Origin of the sequence: Sphingopyxis indica (assembly GCF_900188185.1) — a bacterium.
Classification (GTDB): domain Bacteria; phylum Pseudomonadota; class Alphaproteobacteria; order Sphingomonadales; family Sphingomonadaceae; genus Sphingopyxis; species Sphingopyxis indica.
This window is the reverse complement of record NZ_FZPA01000004.1, coordinates 204,454-227,610: the sequence shown is the minus strand read 5'-3', so window position 1 is coordinate 227,610 and position 23,157 is coordinate 204,454. Positions and strand designations below refer to the sequence as shown.

At 67.6% G+C, this 23,157-nt stretch carries 24 protein-coding genes; 7 read left to right on the top strand and 17 right to left on the bottom strand.

Annotated elements, in window-relative coordinates:
* Positions 1–17 precede the first annotated feature (17 nt).
* From CHB69_RS08295 to CHB69_RS08285, 3 genes are read right to left on the bottom strand one after another with little or no spacing between them, the layout of a single operon-like run.
* Complete coding sequence (locus tag CHB69_RS08295; RefSeq protein WP_089215514.1) at positions 18–821, bottom strand: crotonase/enoyl-CoA hydratase family protein; 804 nt, start codon at positions 819–821, stop codon at positions 18–20.
* The gene (locus tag CHB69_RS08290) at positions 818–1,435 is read right to left on the bottom strand and encodes a 2-hydroxychromene-2-carboxylate isomerase (RefSeq protein WP_089215513.1); all 618 of its coding nucleotides are present in this window, start codon (positions 1,433–1,435) and stop codon (positions 818–820) included. The genes CHB69_RS08295 and CHB69_RS08290 overlap by 4 nt, the downstream gene beginning before the upstream one ends.
* Positions 1,435–2,967, bottom strand: coding sequence for an acyl-CoA synthetase (locus tag CHB69_RS08285; protein WP_089215560.1), 1,533 nt, complete (start codon positions 2,965–2,967; stop codon positions 1,435–1,437). The genes CHB69_RS08290 and CHB69_RS08285 overlap by 1 nt, the downstream gene beginning before the upstream one ends.
* A 131-nt stretch (positions 2,968–3,098) precedes the next feature.
* Here CHB69_RS08285 and CHB69_RS08280 point away from each other — a divergent pair, with 131 nt between their 5' ends.
* Complete coding sequence (locus tag CHB69_RS08280; protein WP_089215512.1) at positions 3,099–4,631, top strand: class I adenylate-forming enzyme family protein; 1,533 nt, start codon at positions 3,099–3,101, stop codon at positions 4,629–4,631.
* Between the two features lie 260 nt (positions 4,632–4,891).
* Here the strand turns inward: CHB69_RS08280 and CHB69_RS08275 are convergent, their stop codons facing one another.
* On the bottom strand, positions 4,892–5,998 hold the full coding sequence (locus CHB69_RS08275) for a fatty acid desaturase family protein (protein WP_089215511.1): 1,107 nt from the start codon (positions 5,996–5,998) through the stop codon (positions 4,892–4,894).
* A 388-nt stretch (positions 5,999–6,386) separates the two neighbouring features.
* On the opposite strand from CHB69_RS08275, the gene CHB69_RS08265 reads away from it, so the two are divergent.
* Positions 6,387–7,556, top strand: a complete 1,170-nt coding sequence (locus CHB69_RS08265) for an N-acetyltransferase (RefSeq protein ID WP_089215509.1) — start codon at positions 6,387–6,389, stop codon at positions 7,554–7,556.
* Positions 7,557–7,645: 89 nt separating this feature from the next.
* Here CHB69_RS08265 and CHB69_RS08260 read toward each other — a convergent pair whose 3' ends face one another.
* The 7 genes from CHB69_RS08260 to CHB69_RS08230 all read right to left on the bottom strand — a co-directional run bounded on the left by CHB69_RS08260 (position 7,646) and on the right by CHB69_RS08230 (position 14,759).
* Positions 7,646–8,506 (bottom strand): class I SAM-dependent methyltransferase, encoded by an 861-nt coding sequence (locus CHB69_RS08260; RefSeq protein WP_089215508.1) that lies wholly within the window; start codon positions 8,504–8,506, stop codon positions 7,646–7,648.
* Positions 8,507–8,573: 67 nt separating this feature from the next.
* On the bottom strand, positions 8,574–9,344 hold the full coding sequence (gene xth, locus CHB69_RS08255) for an exodeoxyribonuclease III (protein ID WP_089215507.1): 771 nt from the start codon (positions 9,342–9,344) through the stop codon (positions 8,574–8,576).
* Between the two features lie 39 nt (positions 9,345–9,383).
* Positions 9,384–9,725: an iron-sulfur cluster insertion protein ErpA gene (gene erpA / locus CHB69_RS08250; protein WP_089215506.1), complete on the bottom strand. Its 342-nt coding sequence runs from the start codon at positions 9,723–9,725 to the stop codon at positions 9,384–9,386.
* Between the two features lie 93 nt (positions 9,726–9,818).
* Positions 9,819–10,478, bottom strand: a complete 660-nt coding sequence (locus CHB69_RS08245; protein ID WP_089215505.1) for a M23 family metallopeptidase — start codon at positions 10,476–10,478, stop codon at positions 9,819–9,821.
* 174 nt (positions 10,479–10,652) lie between these two features.
* Positions 10,653–11,441: a ferritin-like domain-containing protein gene (locus CHB69_RS08240; RefSeq protein ID WP_089215504.1), complete on the bottom strand. Its 789-nt coding sequence runs from the start codon at positions 11,439–11,441 to the stop codon at positions 10,653–10,655.
* Positions 11,442–11,586: 145 nt separating this feature from the next.
* A complete protein-coding gene (locus CHB69_RS08235; protein WP_089215503.1) occupies positions 11,587–12,054 on the bottom strand; it encodes a peroxiredoxin in 468 nt (155 codons plus the stop codon).
* Positions 12,054–14,759, bottom strand: coding sequence for a bifunctional [glutamine synthetase] adenylyltransferase/[glutamine synthetase]-adenylyl-L-tyrosine phosphorylase (locus CHB69_RS08230; protein ID WP_089215502.1), 2,706 nt, complete (start codon positions 14,757–14,759; stop codon positions 12,054–12,056). Before CHB69_RS08230 ends, CHB69_RS08235 begins: the two co-directional genes overlap by 1 nt.
* Positions 14,760–15,200: 441 nt before the next feature.
* Here CHB69_RS08230 and CHB69_RS08220 point away from each other — a divergent pair, with 441 nt between their 5' ends.
* Both CHB69_RS08220 and tgt read left to right on the top strand, forming a co-directional pair.
* A complete protein-coding gene (locus CHB69_RS08220; protein ID WP_089215500.1) occupies positions 15,201–15,689 on the top strand; it encodes a hemerythrin domain-containing protein in 489 nt (162 codons plus the stop codon).
* A 46-nt stretch (positions 15,690–15,735) separates the two neighbouring features.
* Entirely contained in the window at positions 15,736–16,860 is a 1,125-nt protein-coding gene (gene tgt, locus CHB69_RS08215; RefSeq protein WP_089215499.1) for a tRNA guanosine(34) transglycosylase Tgt, read from the top strand.
* Between the two features lie 2 nt (positions 16,861–16,862).
* Here the strand turns inward: tgt and CHB69_RS20085 are convergent, their stop codons facing one another.
* Positions 16,863–17,033, bottom strand: coding sequence for a NepR family anti-sigma factor (locus CHB69_RS20085; RefSeq protein WP_170935481.1), 171 nt, complete (start codon positions 17,031–17,033; stop codon positions 16,863–16,865).
* 211 nt (positions 17,034–17,244) lie between these two features.
* Here CHB69_RS20085 and CHB69_RS08210 point away from each other — a divergent pair, with 211 nt between their 5' ends.
* Positions 17,245–18,036 carry a response regulator gene (locus tag CHB69_RS08210; protein ID WP_089215498.1) on the top strand — a complete coding sequence of 264 codons (792 nt, stop codon included), beginning with the start codon at positions 17,245–17,247 and terminating at the stop codon, positions 18,034–18,036.
* 31 nt (positions 18,037–18,067) lie between these two features.
* On the opposite strand, the gene queA is transcribed toward CHB69_RS08210, so the two are convergent.
* The 5 genes from queA to CHB69_RS08185 all read right to left on the bottom strand — a co-directional run bounded on the left by queA (position 18,068) and on the right by CHB69_RS08185 (position 21,844).
* Complete coding sequence (gene queA, locus CHB69_RS08205; protein ID WP_089215497.1) at positions 18,068–19,129, bottom strand: tRNA preQ1(34) S-adenosylmethionine ribosyltransferase-isomerase QueA; 1,062 nt, start codon at positions 19,127–19,129, stop codon at positions 18,068–18,070.
* A 138-nt stretch (positions 19,130–19,267) separates the two neighbouring features.
* Positions 19,268–20,062 carry a peptidylprolyl isomerase gene (locus CHB69_RS08200; protein ID WP_245836625.1) on the bottom strand — a complete coding sequence of 265 codons (795 nt, stop codon included), beginning with the start codon at positions 20,060–20,062 and terminating at the stop codon, positions 19,268–19,270.
* Between the two features lie 85 nt (positions 20,063–20,147).
* The gene (gene coaD, locus CHB69_RS08195) at positions 20,148–20,654 is read right to left on the bottom strand and encodes a pantetheine-phosphate adenylyltransferase (protein ID WP_089215496.1); all 507 of its coding nucleotides are present in this window, start codon (positions 20,652–20,654) and stop codon (positions 20,148–20,150) included.
* The gene (locus tag CHB69_RS08190) at positions 20,654–21,577 is read right to left on the bottom strand and encodes a polyprenyl synthetase family protein (RefSeq protein ID WP_089215495.1); all 924 of its coding nucleotides are present in this window, start codon (positions 21,575–21,577) and stop codon (positions 20,654–20,656) included. Before CHB69_RS08190 ends, coaD begins: the two co-directional genes overlap by 1 nt.
* A gap of 3 nt (positions 21,578–21,580) precedes the next feature.
* On the bottom strand, positions 21,581–21,844 hold the full coding sequence (locus CHB69_RS08185; RefSeq protein WP_089215494.1) for an exodeoxyribonuclease VII small subunit: 264 nt from the start codon (positions 21,842–21,844) through the stop codon (positions 21,581–21,583).
* A gap of 73 nt (positions 21,845–21,917) precedes the next feature.
* Between CHB69_RS08185 and CHB69_RS08180 the strand changes: the two genes are divergently transcribed.
* Both CHB69_RS08180 and CHB69_RS08175 read left to right on the top strand, forming a co-directional pair.
* Positions 21,918–22,571 (top strand): hypothetical protein, encoded by a 654-nt coding sequence (locus tag CHB69_RS08180; protein ID WP_089215493.1) that lies wholly within the window; start codon positions 21,918–21,920, stop codon positions 22,569–22,571.
* Positions 22,572–22,779: 208 nt separating this feature from the next.
* Positions 22,780–23,076: a hypothetical protein gene (locus CHB69_RS08175; protein ID WP_089215492.1), complete on the top strand. Its 297-nt coding sequence runs from the start codon at positions 22,780–22,782 to the stop codon at positions 23,074–23,076.
* Positions 23,077–23,157 lie beyond the last annotated feature (81 nt).

The following is a 23,157-nucleotide window of genomic DNA, read 5'->3' as shown; positions in this document are numbered from 1 at the left end:
TGTGCGGGGGGCGACGATCAATCGACGAAATTCGGCTTGCGCTTCTGCATATGCGCCATCACCGCCTCCATCTGGTTGGGGGTGCGGATGACCTTCACCTGCTCGTCGCTTTCGGCCTGCAATATTTCGGCATCGCTCGCGTCGGCGAGCATGTTGCAGAGGCGCTTGGCGCCGCGGACCGCGTGCGGGTTCTTGTCGGCGATCACCGCCGCCAGCTCCATCGCCTTCGCCAGCGGGTCGTCGGCGACATGCGTCGCAAAGCCCAGCAGCTTCGCTTCGGATCCGGTGAATTCGCGGTTGGTATAGATCATTTCGCGCAGCACGTCGTCGGCGACCTGCGTGCGCCACAGCGCCATGCCCGCGACGTCGGGGACGAGGCCCCAGCGCATCTCCATGATCGCGATCCGCGTGTCGGGGTGGACGATGCGGATGTCGGCGGCGGCCATGATCTGGCTCCCCGCGCCGAATGCGACGCCGTGGACCGCGGCGATCACCGGCACCGGCAACTCGCGCCAGCCCCACGCGGCATATTGGGCGTTGTTGGCGATCCCCTTCGTGCGGTCCGACAGACTGCCGCCGGCGCTGCTCGCACCCGGCTCGCGCTCGCCGCCGAGGCTCGAGAGATCAAGCCCCGCGCAAAAGGCGCGCCCTTCGCCCGACAGCACCACCACCCGCAGCCCCGCGGTCGCCTTGAGCTGGTCGATGGCCTGCGCCAGCGCCTCCCACATCGCGGCGTCGAGCGCGTTCATCTTGTCGGCGCGGATCAGCCGGACGTCGGCGATGCCGCCTTCGAGCATCGTGATCGAGATACGGTCCTTCATCGGGGTGTCCTTTTGAGCGCGGCTTCGACGAGCGGGAGCTGGTCGTTGCCGAAATACATGTCGTCGCGATCGACGAAGATCGTCGGCGAGCCATAGCCGCCGCGCGCGATGACTTCATCGGTGTTGGCGCGCAGCCGCGCCTTGACAGCATCGCTCACCGCCGCCTCGGCGATCGCGCCGCCGTCGAGGCCTTCGGCGTCGGCGACCGCGATCAGCACCGCCGGGTCGTCGAGATTTTCCTGGCGGTCGAAATAGCTCGCAAAGGCCGCGCGGGCAAAGCGGACGAGGGCGGGCTGGTCGTCTTCGAGCGCCGTGCAGAAACGCATCGCGGCGATGCTCTTCGCCGGATGCCACTGCGACGGGAAGTTCATCGGCACGCTCGCGAGCCGTGCCCAGTCCTTCAGTATCTTCCAGCTATGGTCGAGCTTGCGATTGTCGGCCTGCTCGCGCGCGGCATAGACGGCGGGATTGACCGCGTTGAACACCCCGCCAACGAGAATTGGGCGATAGATCGCCCCCGCACCGGTGCGATCGAGCACGGCGGGCAGGTTGTGAAAAGCAAGGCAGGTCCAGGGCGAAGAGAGATCGAAGAAGAATTCGACGCGGGTTTCCATCACGCCTTTTCCTTCGCCTTCTCCCAATATTGATCGCGCAAGAGGCGTTTGTAGAGCTTGCCCGTATCGTGGCGCGGCAGCGCGTCCATGAAGTCGATGCGGCGCGGCACTTTCACGCCCGACAGTTTTTCGCGCGCGAAAGCGATGATCTCGTCGCGGAAGGCGTCGGTGGCGTCGGCCATGTCGGCGGGCTGGATCACCGCGATCACTTCCTCGCCCATTTCCTCGTGCGGGCCGCCGACGACCGCGACGTCGGCGATTCTGGGGTGGGTGACGAGGTGGTTTTCGATCTCCTGCGGATAGATGTTCACGCCGCCCGAGATGATCATGAAGCTCTTGCGGTCGGTGAGGTAGAGGAAGCCATCTTCGTCAACTTTGCCCACATCGCCCAAAGTGGACCAGCCCTTCGAGTTGCGGCTCGACGCGGTTTTTTCCGGATCGTCATGATATTCAAAGACATTTTCGCTTTCGAAGAAGACCCCGCCCTCTTCGCCCGCGGCGAGTTCGGTTTCATTGTCGGGGCCCATGATGTGGACGGTGCCGTGGATCGCGCGGCCGACACTGCCCTTGTGCGCGAGCCAGTCGGCGCTCGTCGCGAAGGTCATGCCATTGCCCTCGGAACCCGCATAATATTCGAGCAGGACCGGCCCCCACCAGTCGATCATCGCCTGCTTGACCGGGATCGGGCAGGGCGCGGCGGCGTGGATCGCGCTCTTCATCGAGGAGACGTCGTAGCGCGCGCGCACCTCCTCGGGAAGCTTGAGCATCCGCACGAAATGGGTCGGCACGAATTGCGCGGCGTTGCAGCGATATTTTTCGATGGCCGCGAGCGCGCCCTCGGGATCGAATTTCTTCATCAGCACGACGGTTCCGCCGAGGCGGTGGATCGTCATCGACCAGCGCAGCGGCGCGGCGTGATAGAGCGGCGCGGGCGACAGATAGACGCTGTCCGGACCGATGCCGAAAGCCGCCGCGGCGAGCATGACGAGGCTGTTCGGCGCGTCGATCGCCCGCTCTTCGGGCAGCGGCACGCGCACCCCCTTGGGCCGCCCGGTGGTGCCGGACGAATAGAGCATGTCGACCCCGGCGCGCTCGTCGGCGATCCGCGCGGCGGGCATCTTCGCCAGTTCATCTTCGATTCGCGGCCAGTCGGCGATCGCGCCGCCCATCGCAAAGCGCTCGATCCGCGTTTCGAGCCGTTCGGCGGCGGGCGCGAGGCTGGCCGAGACGATGAGCATCTTTGCCCCCGAATTGTCCAGGATATAGTCGGTTTCGTCCTGCGTCAGCCGCGACGAGATGCAGACATAGCGCAGCCCCGCGCGCTGCGCGCCCCACGTCAGGCCATAATAATGCGGCGTGTTTTCCAGCATGAAAGCGACGACATCGTCGTGCCCCAGCCCATGCGCGCGAAAGAGCTGCGCCGCGCGGTTCGAGGCGGCGTCCATTTCGGCATAGCTGATCGTTTCGCCGGTTTCGGCGACGATCACCGCCGGCTTGTCGGGATGGGCATCGGCGTGGACTGAGGGGTGCATGGCAATCATCTCCGCGGCTTTGTGGTTTGTTTATGCCGCAAATCAGTAGCGACTTGAAACTTTCGGTCAAGCGAGCTTCCCGTGCCGGGCGCGGCGTTGCACGCCGAGCCGGCTGTGCTAACCAAAGGCCCATGACCAGTTCCGACCTGCTCGCCGGCGATTTCGCCACCCTCTCCGACCTCGTGCGTGCCCACGCCGGCGAACGCCCCGATGCCGTAGCGGCGGCCGATCCGGTCCGGCGGCTGACCTGGGCCGAACTGGACGCGATGGTCGACCGAATCGCCGCGCGGTTGCAGGCCGAGGGACTCGCGAAAGGCGACCGCACAGCGATTGCGGGGCTGAACAGCGTCGAGCAGATGGCGGCGATTTTGGGCACGCTGCGCGCCGGCGGCGTCGCCGGGCTGATCACCAATAGCGCGACGGGCGAGCAGATGGCGGCGATGATCGCCGACACCGGCGCGCGCCACCTGTTCCTCGACAGCGCCGCAGCGGCGAGCCTCGAAGGCCAGAGCGTCGCGGCGAGCGAGCGCATCGCGATGGACGGCAGCACCGTCGGCGTGGCGCTGGAAGACTGGATGGCGCCCGAAGGAACAGCGCCCGAGCCGGTCGCGATCCTGCCCGAAGACGGGTTCAACATCATCTATTCGTCGGGAACGACGGGCACGCCCAAAGGGATCGTCCACAGCCACGCGATGCGCTGGCAGCATATCCAGCGCGGCGTGCCCGCCTATGGCCCCGCTGCCGTGACGATCCTGTCGACCCCGCTCTATTCGAACACGACGATGGCGAGCTTTCTGCCGACGGTCGGGTCGGGCGGGCAGGTCGTCTTGATGAAGAAATTCGACGCGCGCGGTTTCCTCGAGCTGGCCGAGCGCGAGCGCGCGACGAATACGATGCTGGTGCCGGTGCAATATCGCCGCATCATGGCGCTCGAGGATTTCGATCGCTTCGACCTGTCGAGCTTCGTGATGAAATATTGCACCTCGGCGCCCTTCCCCGCGGCGCTGAAAGCCGATGTGCTGAAGCGCTGGCCGGGCGGGCTCGTCGAAATATATGGCATGACCGAGGGCGGCGCGGCCTTCATCCTGGAGGCGCATCAATTCCCCGACAAGCTGCACACCGTCGGCAAGCCGGCGCCGGGCCATGTCGCGAAGGTGATCGACGAGGCGGGCAACGAACTGCCGCAGGGCGAGGTCGGCGAGGTCGTCGGCCGATCGCCCGCGATGATGACCGGCTATAACAACCGGCCCGAGGCGACCAGAGCGATGCACTGGTACGACGCCGAAGGAAATCTTTTCTATCGCCACGGCGACATCGGCCGCATCGACGAGGACGGATTCCTGACCTTGATGGACCGCGCGAAGGACATGATCATTTCGGGCGGCTTCAACATCTTCCCGAGCGACCTCGAGGCGATATTGATCGCCGACGAGCGCGTCGTCGAGGCGGCGGTGGTCGGGATGCCGAGCGAGGAATGGGGCGAGACCCCCGTGGCCTTCGTGGTGCTGAAAGCGGGCGCCGACCCCGAGGCCGTGCGCGCCGACTGCAACGCCAAGGTCGGCAAGACGCAGCGGCTGAGCGCGATCCGCGTCGTCGACGAACTGCCGCGCAGCCCGATCGGCAAGGTGCTGAAACGCGAACTGCGGGACGCGCACGCGGGGTAGATTGAAGGGCGGCGGTGAGATGAGGTCTCGCGGATGAACCGATGGCCGAGAGCGATCGATTGCGGACCTTTCCATCCTCCCCGCGTGCGGGGAGGGGGACCGCCGCCGAAGGCGGTGGTGGAGGGGGCTGTCGGCCTGACGCGCCGCCGAAGGACGCCACCCCCCCTCCGTCAGCGCTTCGCGCTGCCACCTCCCCGCAAGCGGGGAGGATCGTCTTGTTCCCGCCCCAAAGCCGGCCTTCGGCCCGGCCGGGCGGCGGGTCAGGCGGCGGTGCCGCGGGCCGAGCCGGCGACGAGGTTGGCGACCAGTTTCGGCAGGCTGCGATAATTCGCCCGGTGATATTGCGAATCGGCGGGCAGCGCGGCCTTGAGGCGGCGGTGCGCCTCGGGAAGCGCATGGTAGGGCACGCCGGGCAGCAAATGGTGGAGCGCGTGATAGCGCAGGCCCACCGGCGCCCATAATTCGGGCAGCAGCCCCGGCGGCGGGACGTTGACGCTGTCGAGGAACTGCGCGGTCACGGTCAGCACTTCGCCGTCATTTTCCCACAGATGCGCGACGAGGGTGCGGATCTGGTTGAGCACCACCGTCGCGGAGGCGATCGCGCCGAAGATGACGAGCGCGCGCAGCGGCACCCAGCCGAAGACGCCGGCGGCGATCAGCAAGGTCGACCACGCCCAGGCGCCGCCTTCCTGCCATGCCCACTGGCGGCGGAATTCACCCTCGGGCGGCTTGCGGCGGAACAGCGGGTTGATGATGAGCCCCGAATAGCGCTCGCGCACCAGCCGGCGCAGCGGCGGGATCAGGAAAGAGAGCGGAGTGAGCACCGCATAGCGAAAGACGAGCGCGAGCGGCGCGAACGCCGCCGCGACGACGAACAGCGGCACCGTCCACGGCTTCATCAGCGCGAGCGGCAGATATTCGGGGTCCTCGACCGTGCCATATTTGGTGCGGTTGTGGTGCAGGCTGTGGATGCCTTCATACATGAAGGACGGGATCAGCAGCGGCACGCCGATCAGCATGTTCCACACGAGGCGAAAGCCCGGCAGCGCATTTTTGCGGATATGCGTGATTTCGTGGATGAAGCTGCCCGCGCGATAGAGGGCGAGCACCGCTACCAGCGCGGCGACGAGCATCCAGCCGGTCGACGGCGCGAGGATCGCCGCGGCGACGCCGGCATAGCCGACGAAAGCCGAAGCGAGGAAATCGGTCCAATAGATGCGCGCGCCGGGCGTCACGAGGTCGCGCGTCAGCTCCGACGCGGCGCGGATCATCGCCATATCGTCGGCGATCGCCGACTTCGGCGTCTTGACCGTCGGTGCCGCAGCGCGCGGCGCGGCGCGATCGGCGGGGGGAGTCATCGTCGTCATATCGGGCGTTTCACCATGATTTCGTGGCAGCAAAATGGCCGAATGCGGGTCGCCAGCGCCGCATCTATGCCTCAGAGCCTGATGACATGAAATTGAACCACCTTGACGGAGCCGATTTTGGCCCAGTGCAAGGCGCGAGGAGAGGTGCGATGCGGATCATCGTGCCCGACGAGCAACGCAGCAATGGGCCAAAAGCGGCCCGCCCCTCCGGGGTTGCGCAGTGAAGCCCGCCGGACACCGTCGCGGGTCTTGCACGGGCTCCCGGCCCGCGCGGCGCCCCGCTCCTCGCCGGCGGGCTTCACTGCGCGATCAAGGTGGTTCAATTTCATGTCATCAGGCTCTAATGCGCATCCACCGAATATAAGTGATTTCAACCAGGAAACCAGAGATGGCCGCACACGCCCAGGGCCCCGTCAGCATCATTCCGGTCAGGACGAAGACCGACAAACGCGAATTCGTCGAGCTGGCCTTTCGGCTGAACCGCGGCGACCCGGCGTGGGTGCCGCCGCTCAGGAGCGAAGCCTTCGACCTCCTCACCCCCGGCAAGAATCCGTGGTTCGAACATGGTCGGGCGCAGTTGTTCCTCGCGCGCCGCGACGGGCGCACCGTCGGCCGCATTTCGGCGCATATCGACGAACTCGCGCTCGCCCAGCCCGCCGGGCAGGGGATGGGGCCGGGGACCGGAAACTGGGGGCTGCTGGAGGCCGAGGACGAAGGCATCGCGCAGGCGCTGCTCGCGCGCGCCGAGGCGTGGCTGCGCGATCAGGGGATGACGCGCTCGCTCGGCCCGCTGTCGATCTCGATCTGGGACGAGCCGGGCCTGCTCGTCGAGGGGTTCGACACGCCGCCGACGATCATGCTCGGCCACAACAGCGCGCTCTATCGCCCATGGGTCGAGGGCGCCGGCTATCGCCCCGTCAAGACGCTGCTCAACTATAAGGTGCCGATCGCCGACGGCTTCCCGCCGATCGTCAACCGCATCGTCGCGGCGGGCGAAAAGAATGAGCGCATCCGCATCCGCCGCGTCGACAAGCGCCGGTTCGATGCCGAGGCGCGGCTGATCATGGGCATCCTCAATGACGCCTGGTCGGACAATTGGGGCTTCGTCCCGCTGACCGACAGCGAGATCGCCTTTGTCGGCAAGAAATTGAAAGCGCTGGTGTTCGAGGATCTGATCCGCGTCGCCGAACTCGACGGCGAGCCCGTCGCCTTCATGATCGTGCTGCCGAACATCAACGAGCTGCTGATCGACATGGACGGCTCGCTGCTCCCCTTCGGCTGGGCGCGGCTGCTCTGGTGGCTCAGGAAGCCGAAGAGCCGCACCCTGCGCGTGCCGCTGATGGGCGTGGTCAAGAAGCTGCAGAACAGCCGCATGGCGAGCACCCTCGCCTTCATGATGATCGAATTCATCCGCCGCGACGGCGTCGCCACCTATGGCGCCGAATATGGCGACATCGGCTGGGTGCTCGACGACAATCAGGGGATGATCGCGGTCGCCAGGGCGATCGAGGCGACCGAGAATCGCGTCTATCGCATCTACGACAAGGTTCTGGCCTGAGGCACAGGACAGCAGGACGAGCCCTGAATCGCCAAGCCCGAAGCCCGCCCTTGTCGAATGTGCCGAAGGGTCATCATGCGAATCGCCGGTCAGGACGGATTGCGCGCGGTGACGATCCACGCGGCGCCGTCGATCATCACCGACCGCTCACCCGGCCGCGCCGCAAAGGCGCGCCGGACCGCCTCCGCCGCGGGCGCGCGGACGGCGTCGGGCTGATCGGACAGCGCGCGCGACAGCGGGCCGACCTGAAAGGCCATGTCGACCGCATCGTCGATCGCCGCCGCGCGCGTCGCGCCCTCGCCGAACGGAAGCTCATGGTCGAACGGCGCGATCGCGACATCGGCGAAGCCCGCGGCCGTCAGGATGCGCGCGACGCGATCGCGGTCGCCGAAGGAAAAGGGTCCGGGCGCCTCGGGATCGGGGGACGGAGGTGGAGGCACGAGGTCGCGGATCGCCCCCATCGGCAACCGCACCCAGTCATTCTCCGCCGCCGCGCGCCAGCACACGAACGCCAGCCGTCCGCCGGGTCTTAGCGCCCTGCGCATATGCGCGAACGCCGCCGCCGGATCGTCGAAGAACATCGTCCCGAAGCGCGAGAAGAGCAGGTCGAAGCTCTGCGCCGGCAGCGCGGTGCGGCCGGCGTCGGCCAGTTCGAAGGTCAGCGGCGTCCCGGCCGGCGCCCTGCTGCGCGCATGCCGGATCAGCGGCTCCGAAATGTCGACGCCCAGCACGCGCCCCCGCGACCCGACGCGGGCGGCGAGCGCGATGCTGGTCGTGCCCGCGCCGCAGCCGACGTCCAGCACCCGGTCACCGGCGGCCGGCGCCGCCGCCGCAATCGCGGCGTCGCCGAAGACGGCGAGCATTTGGTCGAGCCGCGCCTGATTGGCGACCCATTGCTCGCCGTTCCGGCCGTTCCAGTCCGCGACCTGATAGGCGCTTGTTTCCGGCATGAAAAACTCCTGTTGCGAGTCGTTCTCAATTAGACCGGGACGTCCTTCAAGACAAGGAGCGGCGCGACTATCGGAACTGCGCCCAGGTCGGCGCGTGGTCGCTCGCCTTTTCGCGGCCGCGATAGGCCTTGTCGACCCGCGCGTCGATCAGCCGGTCGGCCATCGCCGGGCTGAGCAGCAGATGGTCGATGCGGAAACCATGGTCGCGTTGCCAGCCGCCCGCCTGATAGTCCCAGAAGGTCCAGACATGCCCGGCGGGGTGGCGGCTGCGCAGCGCGTCGGTCCAGCCGTCGCCGAGGATGCGAAAATATGCGTCGCGCGATTCGGGCTGTATCAGCGCGTCGGCGGCCATGGCGCGCGGGTCCCAGACGTCGTCGTCGTGCGGAATGACATTATAGTCGCCCGCGAGCACGGCGGGGATTTCGGCGGCCAGCAAGGCCTGCGCGCGCGCGCGCAGCCGCGCCATCCAGCGCAGCTTGTAATCGAATTTGGGGCCGGGCTGCGGATTGCCGTTGGGCAGATAGATCGACGCGACGCGCACGCCGAATATATCGGCTTCGAGATAGCGCGACTGCTCATCCTCCTCCTCGCCGGCGAGGCCGCGCTGGATCTCGACCGGCTCGGCCCCGCGCGCGAGGATCGCGACGCCGTTGAACCCCTTTTGCCCGTGATAGAGCGCGCCATAGCCCGCCGCCTCGATCTCCCTGGCCGGGATCGTCTCGTCGCTCGACTTGAGTTCCTGAAGGCACACGATGTCGGGCTGCGTCTCTTCGAGCCATTCGACGAGGCGCGGCAGGCGTGCCTTGATGCCGTTGATATTGAACGTCGCGATTTTCATGCGCCCCCTATGACAGGAAGCGCGCGCCCAAGAAAGGCGTCAGATCGCGAAGCTCGACCCGCAGCCGCAGCCGGCCGCGGCGTTGGGGTTGTCGACCTTGAACGAGGAGCCGCCGAGCGAATCGACGAAATCGACCGTGCAGCCGCGCACAAGGTCGATGCTGACCGGGTCGACGACGAGCTTTACCCCGTCGGTTTCGGTGACGATGTCGTCGGCGTCGATGCTGGTCGCAAGTTCGAAGCGGTAGGTGAAACCCGAACAGCCGCCGCCGTCGACCGCGAGGCGCAGCGCGGGCTGTGCCCCGCCCTTGCGCTCGGCGATCCAGCGGACGCGGGTCGCCGCCGCGGGCGACAGGGTGATGTCGGAAAGCTGCGTGGCCATATGGTCAAGATAGGGAGCGGAGGCGCAAAAGAAAAGGGCGCCTCGGCCGCGGGCCGGAGGACGCCCCCTCCTCTCCGAACCCTTGAAGGATTCCTATTCCTCGGGGCCGCCCATCGCCATCCTGGCCTGGTCGCCCGACAGCGCAGCGACGGCCATCTGGTCCGAGCGGACAAAGGGCAGCGGGTTGACCGGCGAGCCTTCGATGCGGACTTCGTAGTGAAGGTGGTTGCCCGTCGAACGGCCGGTCGAGCCGACATAGCCGATGACCTCGCCCTTCTTCACCCGCTCGCCTGCATGGACGACGAAGCGCGACATATGGCCGTAGCGCGTCTGGATTTCGTTGCCGTGGTTGATTTCGACATAATTGCCGTAGCCGCCGAGGCGCTGCGCGCGGCCGACGATGCCGTCCGCGGTCGCATAGATCGGCGTGCCATAGGGCGCCGGAATGTCGATGCCGTTGTGGCGCGCGACCTTGCCCGTGATCGGATGGACGCGCATGCCATAGGACGAGGAAAGCGACATCTGCTCGATCGGGCGGCGCGAGGGCACTGCGACGCCGAGCGAAGCGGTCAGGCCGGTGTCGAGGCGCTTCCACGCCTGAAACACCGCGCGCGCTTCGCTGTCTTCGCCGACCGACGGCGCGACGCCCGCGTCGAAGCTGTCGTCATCGGGTTCGTCGGGGACGATCACGCCGGCATCGGCGCTGTTCTCGACCGCATGGGCGGCCGGGGCGGCGGCGCCTGCGAGAGCCATTGCACAAAAAATGAATCCGAGACGGAACTTCTGCGTAAAGCTTTCGTTTCGCACGTATCGACCCCGCTATTCGCCATGTCGCCGGCGACGCATTCGCGCGCGTCACCGGTGCCGGTTGCTTGTCTGAATGGGTTCATTCCCCGCTCGCGAGCCTTGGTGCATGGACAATGGTTACTAAGCAATAACCGCGTAGTATTCTTGCGTTAAACCGGCGTCCCGGCGCGCCGAGTCGTTGAACGGCGGCTTCAAACTCCCGCGAAAGCGCGCTTTTACTAGGCTTTGCCATGTCGCGCGCGGCTCCATTTGCCGTTCGTCGCACAGCCATTCGAACCAGCTCGTCCCCGCCCCCACGTGCCTGATCTCGTCCGCATAGATGCGTTCGAGGATTTTCGCCGAGGCTTCGTCACCCGCGTCGCGGAAGCGCGTCACCGTCGCCGGGGTGACGTCGAGCCCGCGCGCTTCGAGCACCATCGGCACGATCGCGAGCCGCGCCAGCGCGTCGTCGGCGGTCGCCTCGGCGGCTTCCCACAGACCCGCGTGCGCGGGGAGCGCGCCATAATGGCTGCCGAGCGCGCGCAGGCGGCGGTCGAGCAGCGCGAAATGCATCGCCTCGTCGGCCGCGACGCCGAGCCAGTCGTCGACGAAACCGCGCGGAAATTCTCCCCCGAAGCGCCCGACGAGATCGACCGCGAGGTCGATCGCGACAAATTCGATATGCGCGAGCGCGTGGAGCATCGCTATGCGGCCGCGTTCGGACCCGCCCTTGCGGCGGCGCGGCATCTGCGCCGGCGCGAGCAGTTCGGGCGCCGCGGGCCATGCCGGCCGGTCGGGGAGCGGGACGTCGCAGCGATGCGCGATGTCGCCGCGCCGCCAGCCGCGCGCGAGCGCCCGCGCCGCGCGGCGCTTGGCGTGCGGGTCCGGCGTCAGCAGGACCGCGCGCGCGGCTTCGCCGAGCGTGGTCATGATCCGACCCGTTCGTCCTGAGGAGGGGCTGAGCCTGCCGAAGCCCCGTCTCGAAGGACAGAGGCGCAGTGCTGACGTCCTTCGAGACGCCATTTCGTCAAGCTCAATGGCTCCTCAGGACAAACGGAAGGGCAAAATGGCACGGTCAAAGCGCCTTCGCCGCCTCCAGCACCGCCTCGGCATGGCCTTTGACGCGGACCTTGCGCCATAGCTTCGCGAGCTTTCCGTCGGCGCCGAACAGGAAGGTCGAGCGCTCGATCCCCATATAGGTTCGGCCGTAGTTCGTCTTTTCGACCCAGGTGCCAAAGGCTTCGCACACCGCCCCATCCTCGTCCGAGGCGAGCCGCACGGTGAGCCCATATTTGTCGCGGAATTTGCACAGCTTTTGCGGTGCATCGCGCGACACCGCGACGACATGCGCGCCGAGATGCGCGAAATCGGGCGAAAGCCGCGTGAAATCCTGCGCCTCGACGGTGCAGCCGGGCGTATCGGCCTTCGGATAGAAATAGACGATCAGCGGCGCGCCCTTCAGGCTGGCGAGGTCGATCGTCGCGCCGTCGGCATCGGCGAGCTTTACCGGGGGAATCGCATCCCCGAGGGCGATTGCGCTCATCATTTCGTCTCCTGCTGTTCGTCGGCGGGGCGAATCGCCGCCCACCAGCCGGCGACCTCCTGCCGTGCGGCGTCGTGCGCTTCAAGCAGCGCCGGCCAATTGTCGCAGCCGCACGCCGCCGCGACAAGCTGCCGCGCCGCCGCCGCCTGCGGCTCGCCGTCGGGCGCGGTCAGCCGCAGCATCACGAGCAGCCGCGCGAGCAGGCGGTGCGCCGCGACGATCGCATCCGGCGCAAGCCCCGCCGCCGCAAGGCAGGCGAGCGCGGTCGGGATATGCGGATCGTGGCAGCGGCCCGATTGCAATTGCACCACCTGCATCGCGAATTCGAGGTCGACGAGCCCCCCCGCCCCCGTCTTGACGTCGAGCGGCCCCGCCGGCGGCTTGTGCGCGGCGATCCGCGCGCGCATCGCCGCGGCTTCGGTGGCGACGCTGCCGCCCCGCGGACGGGCGAGCACGTCGGCGATCACGCGCGCGACCTCGCCGCGCGCCGCGTCGCTGCCATAGACCGGGCGCGCGCGGAGCAGCGCCATATGCTCCCACGTCCAGGCCTCTTCGCGCTGGTAGCGTTCGAAACTGTCGACGGTGACGACGAGCGGCCCCTGCGCGCCCTGCGGCCGCAGGCGCACATCGACATCATAGAGCTTGCCCGCCGCGGTGGGCACCGACATCGCCGCGGTCACGCGCTGCGCGAGGCGGTTGTAATAGGTCGTCGCGCCGAGCGGGCGCGGGCCGTCCGATTCGGCGAGATGGTCGCCGGTGAACAGATAGATGAGGTCGAGGTCGGAGGCGTGGGTCAGCGCCTGCCCGCCGAAGCGCCCGAGCGCGAGGATCACGAGTTCGCTGTCCGGCACGCGCCCGTGCGCCTCGACGAATTCGGCGACCGTCGCGTCGGCGAGCAGCTGCAACGCCGCTTCGGCGAGATCCGAATAGCCGCGCGCGACGATCAGCGGGTCGGCGGCGCCTGCAACAAGCTGCGCGCCATAGGCGAAACGCCGCTCGCCAACGCGGTCGCGCACGCGGTCGAGCAGCCGTTCATAGTCGAGCCCGGCGAGCCCCGGCGTCCATTCGGCAATCAGCTCCGCCTTGTCCGCCGGCGCGTCGAAGGCGCGCGCGTCGATCAGTCCGTCGATCAGTTCGACGCGCGCGGCGAGCGCGTCGGCGAGCGTCGGCGCGAGCGACAATATGCGCGTCGCGACGCGGGCGAGCGCGGGCTGCGCCGCGAGCAGGTGGAAGAAATTGACCGCGCTCGGCAGGCCCGCCACCAGCTTGTCGAAGCGGATCAGCGTCGCCGCCGGATCGGGCGCCGCGCCGATCGCCTTCATCAGCTCGGGGAGCATGGTTTCGAGCGCTTCGAGCGCCGCGGGACTGCGCAGCGCGCGCAGCTTGCCGCTGCGCCATTCGGCGATCGTGCGCAGCGCGGGATCGGGCGGCTCGAAGCCCGCCGCGGCGAGCGCCGCCGCCAGCTCGCTTTCGTCGCGCGGCAGGCCGGTCGCCACCGCGCGGTCGGCGACGAGCCTGTCATAGCAGGCGCCGACATCGCCGACGACGGGGCGCAGCGTGTCGAGGAGCGCCGCACCGTCCGCCTCGCCGTCGAGGCGCGCGACCGCGTCGAGCGCGTCCGGCTGGACGGGCAGGCTGTGCGTCTGCTGATCGTCGATCATCTGCAAGCGGTGCTCGATACGGCGCAGCGTCGCATAATGGTCCGACAGGCGCGCCGCGACGTCGGGGGCAACACGGCCCGCGCCGGCAAGCGCCGCGAGCGCATCGACCGTCGCGGGGGCGCGCAGCGCGGGGTCGCGCCCGCCATAGATGAGCTGATGAACCTGCGCGAAAAATTCGATCTCGCGGATGCCGCCGCGCCCGCGCTTCAAGTCATAGCCGGGGCCGAAGTCCTGCCCCTGCGCGAAATGGTCGCGGATGCGGTCGCTCATCGCCCCGATTTCCTTGAGCTGCCGGAAATCGAGGCTGCGCCGCCAGATGAAGGGCTGAATCGCCTCGAGGAAGCGCGTCCCGAGCGCGCGGTCGCCCGCCGAGGCGCGGCTGCGGATGAACGCCGCCTGCTCCCATGCGAGCGCTTCGGATTCATAATAGGAGATGGCGGCGTTCACCGGCAGCACGATCGGCGTCACTTCGGGATGCGGACGCAGCCTGAGGTCGACGCGCAGCACATGGCCGTCGGCGGTGCGCGCCGAAAGAATCTCGACGAAGCGCCGCGCGATCCGCACTGCGGCCTCGTCCGGATCGTCGCGCTCGCGGCGCGGCAGCGTTGCGGGATCAAAGATCAGGATCGGGTCGATGTCCGACGAATAGTTGAGTTCGAAGCTGCCGAGCTTGCCGAGCGCGATCACTGCGAGGCCCTGCGGCGCGGCGTCGGGGACGCGTTCGGCAAAGGCGGCGGCGAGCGCGAGGTCGCAGGCGGTATCGGCAAATTCGGACAGGCGCCGCGTCGTCGCCGCGACATCATGCTCGCCCGAAAGATCGCCGAGCGCGAGCAGCAAGGCGGTGCGGCCGCGCCAGCGGCGGAGCGTGCGCATGACCTCTTCGTCGACCGCGGGCGCTGTCACGGCGGCCAGCGCGGTGTCGGTGCCGTCGGCGAGGAAACGCGCGACATCCTCAGGAAAAAGCTCGGCGAGCCGCGCGAGGAAAGGCGCGTCGGCGGTGAGCCGGTCGAGCGCCGACCGGCGGGTGGAGGGCGGCAGGGTCATCGCCGGCCGCTATCGCCCGCGCCGCGCGCCTTTACAAGATGCACGGCGTGCCGCGAAGAACAGGGGTGATCGCTTACCCCCGTGCGAACCGATTATATATATTATGGCAAGGCTTTGCGGTGCATGGCCGGGGCCGCGCCGGGGCTAGGACGTCGACCCATAAATTGGCCGGTCGAGGTTTGAAGATCAAGATCGACCAGAGCTTCGTGCGCGGCGCGACCGCGAAGGGATCGCGCAACGCCGCGATCGTCGCGCTCGCCGAGGCGCTGGCGATGGAGACGGCCGCCGAAGGCATCGAATCGCTCGACCAGCTCGACCTCATCCGCAACCTGTCGCCTCCCCGCCTTTACGACGACGACCGGCTGGCGGGCCGCCTGACCGGAACCGTGCCGCCGATCGGCCGTTCCGACCTGCGAACTTACTCGCAGAACGGAGCATATCATGGCCGAGACCAAAATCTTCGCCCGGCTGAAGGCCGATCACGACCGCCACCGCAAATTGCTGCGTCAGATCGACGAGACGCACGGCGACAGCCCCGAGCGCGAAAGGCTGTTCGAGGCGTTCCGCATCGAGGTGACCGCGCACGCCGCGTCGGAGGAAATGTCGCTCTATGCGACGATGCTCGCCAAGCCCGGCCTGCGCGACGACGCGCAGCACAGCGTCTCCGAGCATAAGGAGATCGAGGATATGCTGACCGAACTCTATGAGATGGACTTCGCCTCGACCGGCTGGCTCACCCGCTTTCGCACGATGAAGGACCGCTATCTCCACCATATCGACGAGGAAGAGGACGAGATGTTCCCCGCGGCCGAGAAGGACCTCTCGGAGGCCGAAAAGTCGAAATTGCTCGCGACTTTCGAAAAGCAAAAGCCGAAGGAGAAGGTCAAGGCCGCCGAGGAAGAGCCGTCGAGCGACGACGAGCGCGAATAGGGCCGGCGCTCGACTTTCGGGCGCCCGCCCGCCATAGGCGCGCCCGATGACGACACGATTCGCCTTCTCGATCGCCGCGACCGACGGCGCGGCGCGCACCGGCACGATCCGCATGATGCGCGGCGACATCCGCACGCCGGCCTTCATGCCGGTCGGGACCGCCGCGACCGTGAAGGCGATGCGCCCCGACGAGGTGCGCGCGACCGGTGCCGACATCATTCTGGGCAATACCTATCATCTGATGCTGCGCCCCGGCGCCGAGCGCGTCGCGCGGCTCGGCGGGCTGCACGGCTTCATGGGGTGGGAGCGGCCGATCCTGACCGACAGCGGCGGCTATCAGGTGATGAGCCTGTCGGCGCTCACCAGGCAGAGCGAGGAAGGCGTCGCCTTTCAGAGCCACCTCGACGGCTCGCGCCACATGCTCACCCCCGAACGCTCGATGGAGATTCAGCGGCTGCTCGGCAGCGACATCGTGATGGCGTTCGACGAATGCCCGCCCAATGGCGTCGACGCGAAGCGGGCCGAGGCGAGCATGGAGCGCTCGATGCGCTGGGCGGCGCGCAGCCGCGCGGGCTTCGACGCGGGCGAGGATCATGCGGCGCGGTCGGCGCTGTTCGGCATCCAGCAAGGCTCGCTCGATGAAGCGCTGCGCCAGCGGTCGGCCGACGCACTGATCGACATCGGCTTCGACGGCTATGCGATCGGCGGGCTGGCGGTCGGCGAGGGGCAGGAGGCGATGTTCGGCGTGCTCGACTATGCGCCCGCGCAGCTACCCGCCGGCAAGCCGCGCTATCTGATGGGGGTGGGCAAGCCCGACGATCTGGTCGGCGCGGTCGCGCGCGGGGTCGACATGTTCGATTGCGTGCTGCCGACGCGCTCGGGGCGCAACGGGCAGGCGTTCACCTGGAACGGACCGGTCAATATCCGCAACGCCAGACATGCCGAGGATCCGGGCCCGCTCGACGCGGCGTGCGACTGTCCGGTGTGCAGCAGCTGGTCGCGCGCCTATCTGCATCATCTCGTCCGCTCGGGCGAGATGCTCGGCGCGATGCTGATGACGCAGCATAATCTGCATTTCTATCAGGCGCTGATGCAGGCGATGCGCGAGGCGATCGCCGCAGGGCGTTTCAAGGAATTTCAGAGCGATTTCGCGGCGCGCTATCGCCGCTGAGGTCAATCGAGCTTGGCGAGCAGATCGAGCATCGACTTCGGAATCGATTCGTCGAGCGCAGACTCATAGGCACGGCGCAGGGCGATGTTGACGTCCCGCCCCTTTCCCGACACCTTCTTTTTGGCGTCTTTTCCGGCAGCCTTATGGTCGGGCGAACCGGATTCAGACGACATTATCGCGACATCCGTTGGACATGGGGCCTTCTGCTAACCGCGCCTTTACCAAATCGCAATGGCACCTGAACCTTTTATATGAAACCATTTTATCGCCGAATCGTTCCACTTCGGTAAAATTATGCCGAACGCGGATGGATTTTTTATTGCCATCTGCGGGTTTCTGCGGATTTCAAGCGGGCGAACCGTCTGCATCAGGAGGGTAATTTCTATGTCACTGGGCCAGGCGATCGCGCCGCATCTCCCCTATCTGCGGCGCTATGGCCGCGCGATTTCGGGAAGCCAGGCGAGCGGCGACGCGCTCGTCGCGAAATTGCTCGAAACGCTCGTCTCGCATCCCGACGCAATCGACGCGGGCGGCGACCTTCGAATCCAGCTCTATCGCATGATCCACGACAATTTCGGGGTGATCGCCGAAGCCGCCGCTGCCGACGAAGCGGCGGCTCCCGACGCGCGGATCGCCGACGCGCGGCTTCGCCGCATTCCTTCGCTCGCGCGGCAGGCGCTGCTGCTGACCGCGGTCGAAGGCTTCAGCGAAGCCGAAACCGGCCGGATCATCGGCCGCGACGTCGATGATGTCCACAAGCTGGTCGCCGATGCGATGGACGAGATCGACCGCCAGACGCGTGCGCGCATCCTGATTATCGAGGACGAGCCGATCATCGCGATGGACATCGAAATGATCGTCCGCGACCTGGGGCACGAGGTCGTCGCGGTGGCGACGACACACCGCGAGGCCGTCGCCGACGCACAGACGCACCAGCCGGGCCTGGTGCTCGCCGACATCCAGCTCGCCGACAATAGTTCGGGGATCGAGGCGGTGCAGGAAATATTGAGCGAGACGAAGGTGCCCGTGATCTTCATCACCGCCTTCCCCGAACGGCTGCTCACCGGCGATCGGCCCGAGCCCGCCTTCCTGCTCACCAAGCCCTATCAGCCCGCGACGCTGCGCGCGGCGATTTCGCAGGTGCTGTTCTTCGACGAGAGCACGGTGCCGGCCTGATCGCCGGTGCCGCGGAAGAGCATGGTCGCCGCTATCGCTCCGGCAGCAGCAGGCTGGAATCGCCATAGCTGTAGAAGCGGTAACCTTCCGCGATCGCGTGGCTGTACGCCGCGTGCATCACGTCCAATCCCATCAGCGCGCTGACCAGCATGAACAGGGTCGATCGCGGCAGGTGGAAATTGGTCATCAATCCGCCCACTGCGCGAAAACGATAGCCCGGCGTGATGAAGATCGACGTGTCGCCCGCGAAGGGCGCGATCGTGCCGTCGGTCCGGGCCGCGCTTTCGAGCAGGCGCAGGCTGGTCGTGCCGACCGCGATGATCCGCCCGCCGGCGGCGCGCACCGCGTTGAGGCGCGCCGCGGTCTCGGGCTCGATACGGCCCCATTCGGCGTGCATCACATGATCGTCGGTGTCGTCGGCCTTGACCGGCAGGAAAGTGCCCGCGCCGACGTGCAAGGTCAGCGTTTCGGTGGCGATGCCGGCGGCGGCGATCGCGTCCAGCAGGCCGGGGGTGAAATGCAGCGCCGCGGTCGGCGCCGCGACCGCGCCGTCCTCACGCGCGAACATCGTCTGATAGTCGGCGCGGTCGGCGTCGTCGGCCCCCCGCTTGCCCGCGATATAGGGCGGCAGCGGCATCGTGCCGGCGCGTTCGAGCAGCAGTTCGACCGGCTCGTCGCCCGCGAAGGCGAGTATGAAGCTGCCGTCGGCGAGCCGTTCCTCGGCGACTGCCTCGACCCCCGAACCGAAATCGACCGTTTCGCCGACGCGCAGCCGTTTGGCATTGCGGACGAACGCCTGCCAGCGGCGCAGGTCGACGCGCTTGTGCAGGGTGGCGCCGATCTTGGCCCCCGGCGCGCTCGCCGCGCCGTCACGTCGAACGCCCCGTTGGCCTTCGAGCTGCGCGGGGATGACGCGCGTGTCGTTGAAGACGAGGCAGTCGCCCGCGCGCAGCAGCGCGGGCAGGTCGCGCACCCCCGCATCGCGCATCGCGCGGCCTTCGACGACGAGCATCCGCGCCGCATCGCGCGGCCGCGCCGGGCGCAGCGCGATCCGCTCGGGCGGAAGGTCGAAGTCGAAATCGTCGACGCGCATCGGCTGAAGTCCGTTCGGCAGATTGAACCGTAGCCCTGAGCTTGTCGAAGGGCGCCTATCGACGAGAAGCGCCCTTCGACAAGCTCAGGGCTGATTTCGATTGGGGCAGGCTCCGCGGAGCCCTCCCCTGCGCCTCGCTTACCGGATCGGCGCGTTGAGATCGTCGGCGGAGATGTCGGGCGCGGCCGGCTTGTCCTCGACCAGCATCGACGCGGGCGGCACGGGCTTCTGGTCGGCGGCGACCGACACCTGGACCATGCGCGACATCACTTCGGGCGGCTCGCCCTTATGGATCGCGTCGACATATTGCATCCCCGACACGACGCGCCCGAAGACGGTATAATTATGGTCGAGCGAGAAGCGCGGCTGGAGCATGATGAAGAACTGGCTGTTGGCGCTGTTCGGATCATTGGCGCGCGCCATCGAGACGGTGCCGCGCAGATGCGGCTTGTCGTTGAATTCGGCCTGAAGGTCGGGCAGGTCCGACCCGCCCTGCCCGGTCGCGGTCGGATCGCCCGTCTGCGCCATGAAGCCGTCGATCACGCGGTGGAATTTCACGCCATTGTAAAAGCCCGAACGTGCGAGCTGCTTGACGCGCTCGACATGGTGCGGCGCGACGTCGGGATAGAGCTGGATCACCACGCGGCCGCCGGTCGAAAGGTCGAGGTTCAGCATATATTCGGGGTTGCCCATATATTGTTCGGGCGTGATCGTCGGCGCGGCGGGGGCTACCTCGGTCGGCGCGGCATCGGCGGCCTCGGGTGCCTCGGCGGGCGGTGCCTCGGTCAGCGGCGGCGGGGCCGGCTCGGGCGGTTCGGCGGGCGCTTCGTCCGGGTTCGGCGAGGGCGCGGGCGGCACCTCCTGCGCGACGGCCGCTACCGTCAGTCCGAGCGCCATCGCGGCCAGAAGCAAGGGGCGGAAACTGAATGTCATATCTCGTCGACCTTTGTCACTATATCCGTCTGGCGCCCCGTCCGGCGCGGCCTAGCGGGAAAAAGCTGAATGCTCAATGATCGGCTTAGGCGTCGCCCTGCCGCAGCCCGCGTTCGGCGATGCGGCGCTCGACCGCCCCGCGCACCGCTGGGGTCACGAATTTGTGGATCTCGCCGCCGAAGATCGCGATTTCCTTGACCAGCCGCGACGCGATCGGCTGAAGCCCGACGTCGGCCATCAGAAAGACGGTTTCGATGCGGTCGTTGAGTTGCTGGTTCATCCCCGCCATCTGATATTCATATTCGAAGTCGGCGACCGCGCGCAGCCCGCGCACGATCACCGTCGCGCCTTCACGCTCGGCGAAGTCCATCAGCAGCGAATTGAAGCCGACGACGTGAATGTCGCCCTCGATCGCCTCGACCTCGCGCCGCACCATCGCGATCCGCTCGTCGTCGTCGAACAGCGGCGATTTGGCGATGTTGGTCGTCACGCCGATGACGAGCCGGTCGACGAGCTTCGCGCCGCGCCGGATGATGTCCATATGCCCGAGCGTGATCGGATCGAATGTTCCGGGATAAACCCCAATGCGCATCAACGGTCCCTTTCCACCACATAGCGCGCGATGGCGCGCAGCAGCGCGGCCTCTTCGCCGAAATTCGCGAGATGATCGACCGCCTGCTCGACGAGCAGCCGCGCCTGTTCGCGTGCGCGGCCCAGGCCCATCAACGTCACGAAGGTCGCCTTGCCCGCCGCATCGTCCTTGTGCAGCGCCTTGCCCGCGAGCGCCTCGTCGCCTTCGACGTCCATGATGTCGTCGGCGATCTGGAAGGCGAGCCCGATGTCGCGCGCATATCCGCGCAGCGGCCGGCGCCCTTCCTCGGGGATGCGCGCGAGGATCGCCCCCGCCTCGACCGAAAAGCCGATCAGCGCACCGGTCTTGAGCTGCTGGAGCCGTGTCACCGTGCGCAGGTCGAATTCGGCGGTCTCGGCCGCGAGATCCATCATCTGCCCGCCCGCCATGCCCGCCGGTCCCGCGGCGTGCGCGAGTTCGCGGATCAGCTCGGCGCGCACGAACGGATCGCTGTGCGTCGCGGGATCGACGAGCCATTCGAAGGCGAGTGCATGCAGCGAATCGCCCGCGAGCACCGCGGTCGCTTCGCCGAACGCCTTGTGTACCGTCGGCTTGCCGCGGCGCAGATCGTCGTCGTCCATGCAGGGCAGATCGTCGTGGATCAGCGAATAGACATGCATCGCCTCGACCGCCGCCCCGACGCGCAGCGAAAGCGCGCGATCGACGTGATAGAGATCGCCCGCCGCGCGCGCGAGGAGCGGGCGCAGCCGCTTGCCGCCGCCGATCGCGGCATAGCGCATCGCTTCATAGAGCGTGCTGCGCGGATCGGCGGGGATCGGGAGGAGCTGGTCGAACAGCGCGTCGATACCCGATGCGACGTCGGCCTGCGCCGCACGCAGCAACAACGCCGCTTTCGCCGAATCATCCCCGACGAGCTCCGCCACCGGTCAGCTTTCGCCGAAGGGCGTGGTTCCCGCCGGCGCGCCGTCGGCGCCCAGGCTGACCTGTTCGATCCGCGCCTGCGCGGCGGCGAGGCGCGCTTCGCAATGCGCGCGCAGCGCATGGCCGCGCTCGTAAAGCGTCACCGATTCCTCGAGGCTGACGTCGCCGCTTTCGAGCCGCCGCACGATCGATTCGAGCTCGCCCATCGCGGCCTCGAACGACAAGGAGGCGATGGCGGGGGCGGCGGGGGCGTCGGGCAGATCCGTCATGGCCCCTGCTTTGGCCCCTTCGCCCCCATGCGGTCAAGCTTGACGTCGCCAGCCGGGGCGATAGCTTCCGTTCATGTTCATCGGCCATTTCGCCCCGGCGCTGGTCGCCGCTTCGCGCCCGCGCGCCGCGGGGCTCGGCACGCTGTTCGTCGCGGCGCAGCTCGTCGACATCGGCTTTGCGGGGCTGCTCGTGCCGGGGGTCGAGGCGATGCGCATCGTCCCCGGCATCGCCGCGATGAACCCGATGGACCTCTATCATATGCCCTATACGCACAGCCTGCTCGGCGCGATGCTGTGGGGCCTGCTGTTCGGCGCCGCCGTCTGGTTTGCGACGCGGCGGCGCGAGGCGGCGATCGGCGCGGGGCTCGTCGTGCTGTCGCACTGGCTGCTCGACCTCGCCGTCCACATCCCCGACCTCACCCTGTTCGGAGCGCCGCCCAGGCTCGGGTTCGGGTTGTGGAACCATCCGGAAATCGAAATGCCGCTCGAGATCGGGCTCGCGGGCGGGGCGCTCCTCTATTATGCGCGCCGCACCGGCAGCGAGCGCGGCAACGGCCGGCTGTGGGTGCTCGCGGCGCTGCTCGCGCTGTTTCAGGCGATCGACTGGTTCGGGCCGAAGCAATCCGCCTATTCGCTCGCGATTCCGGCGACGATGCTGTTCGCCTATGCCGCGCTCGCGCTCGCCGCCTGGTGGGCAGGACGCGGACGCGCCGCCGCCGCGCGCTGAAGCCAGAGCCTGTCGAAGGGCGCCTCCCGACGAGAAGCGCCCTTCGACAGGCTCAGGGCTTCGGTTCAAGCTGAACAGGACGGTCTCCAGCACAATCCCGTTTCGACTTTTTGCAATTGCCTCGCAGGCCAAAGCGGGTCATGTTGCACTGCACAACACAAGAGGGGCTTAAAGGCAAGTTTTGTTCTCAAAGACAAGGACTTGCATCATGAAAACCATTTTCCTCCCCATCGCGCTCGGTTTTGCAGCGCTGGCGCCCGCCGTCCATGCCGATGAGGCCGCCCCGCAGCGGTTCGAGCATGACGGCCACATCTACAGCTACACGGTCGAAGAAGCCGATGGCTACCGCGTGATCCGCGGCGTCGAAGAGCGCACGGGCAAGACGTTCAAGCTGCGCGTCGGCGAACATCGCGTGCGCGGGACGGTCGGTTCGCAGCAGGTCAGCTTTTCGCTGCGCGACGTCCAGCCGCTCGACAAGCCCGCGACGACGCTCGCCTCGCGCTGAGCCGGACATATTTGGACCCCATGCGGCCGGTTTCGGCCACATGGGGTCTGTTCCTATCGCGCGCGCGACGCTAAAGGCGCG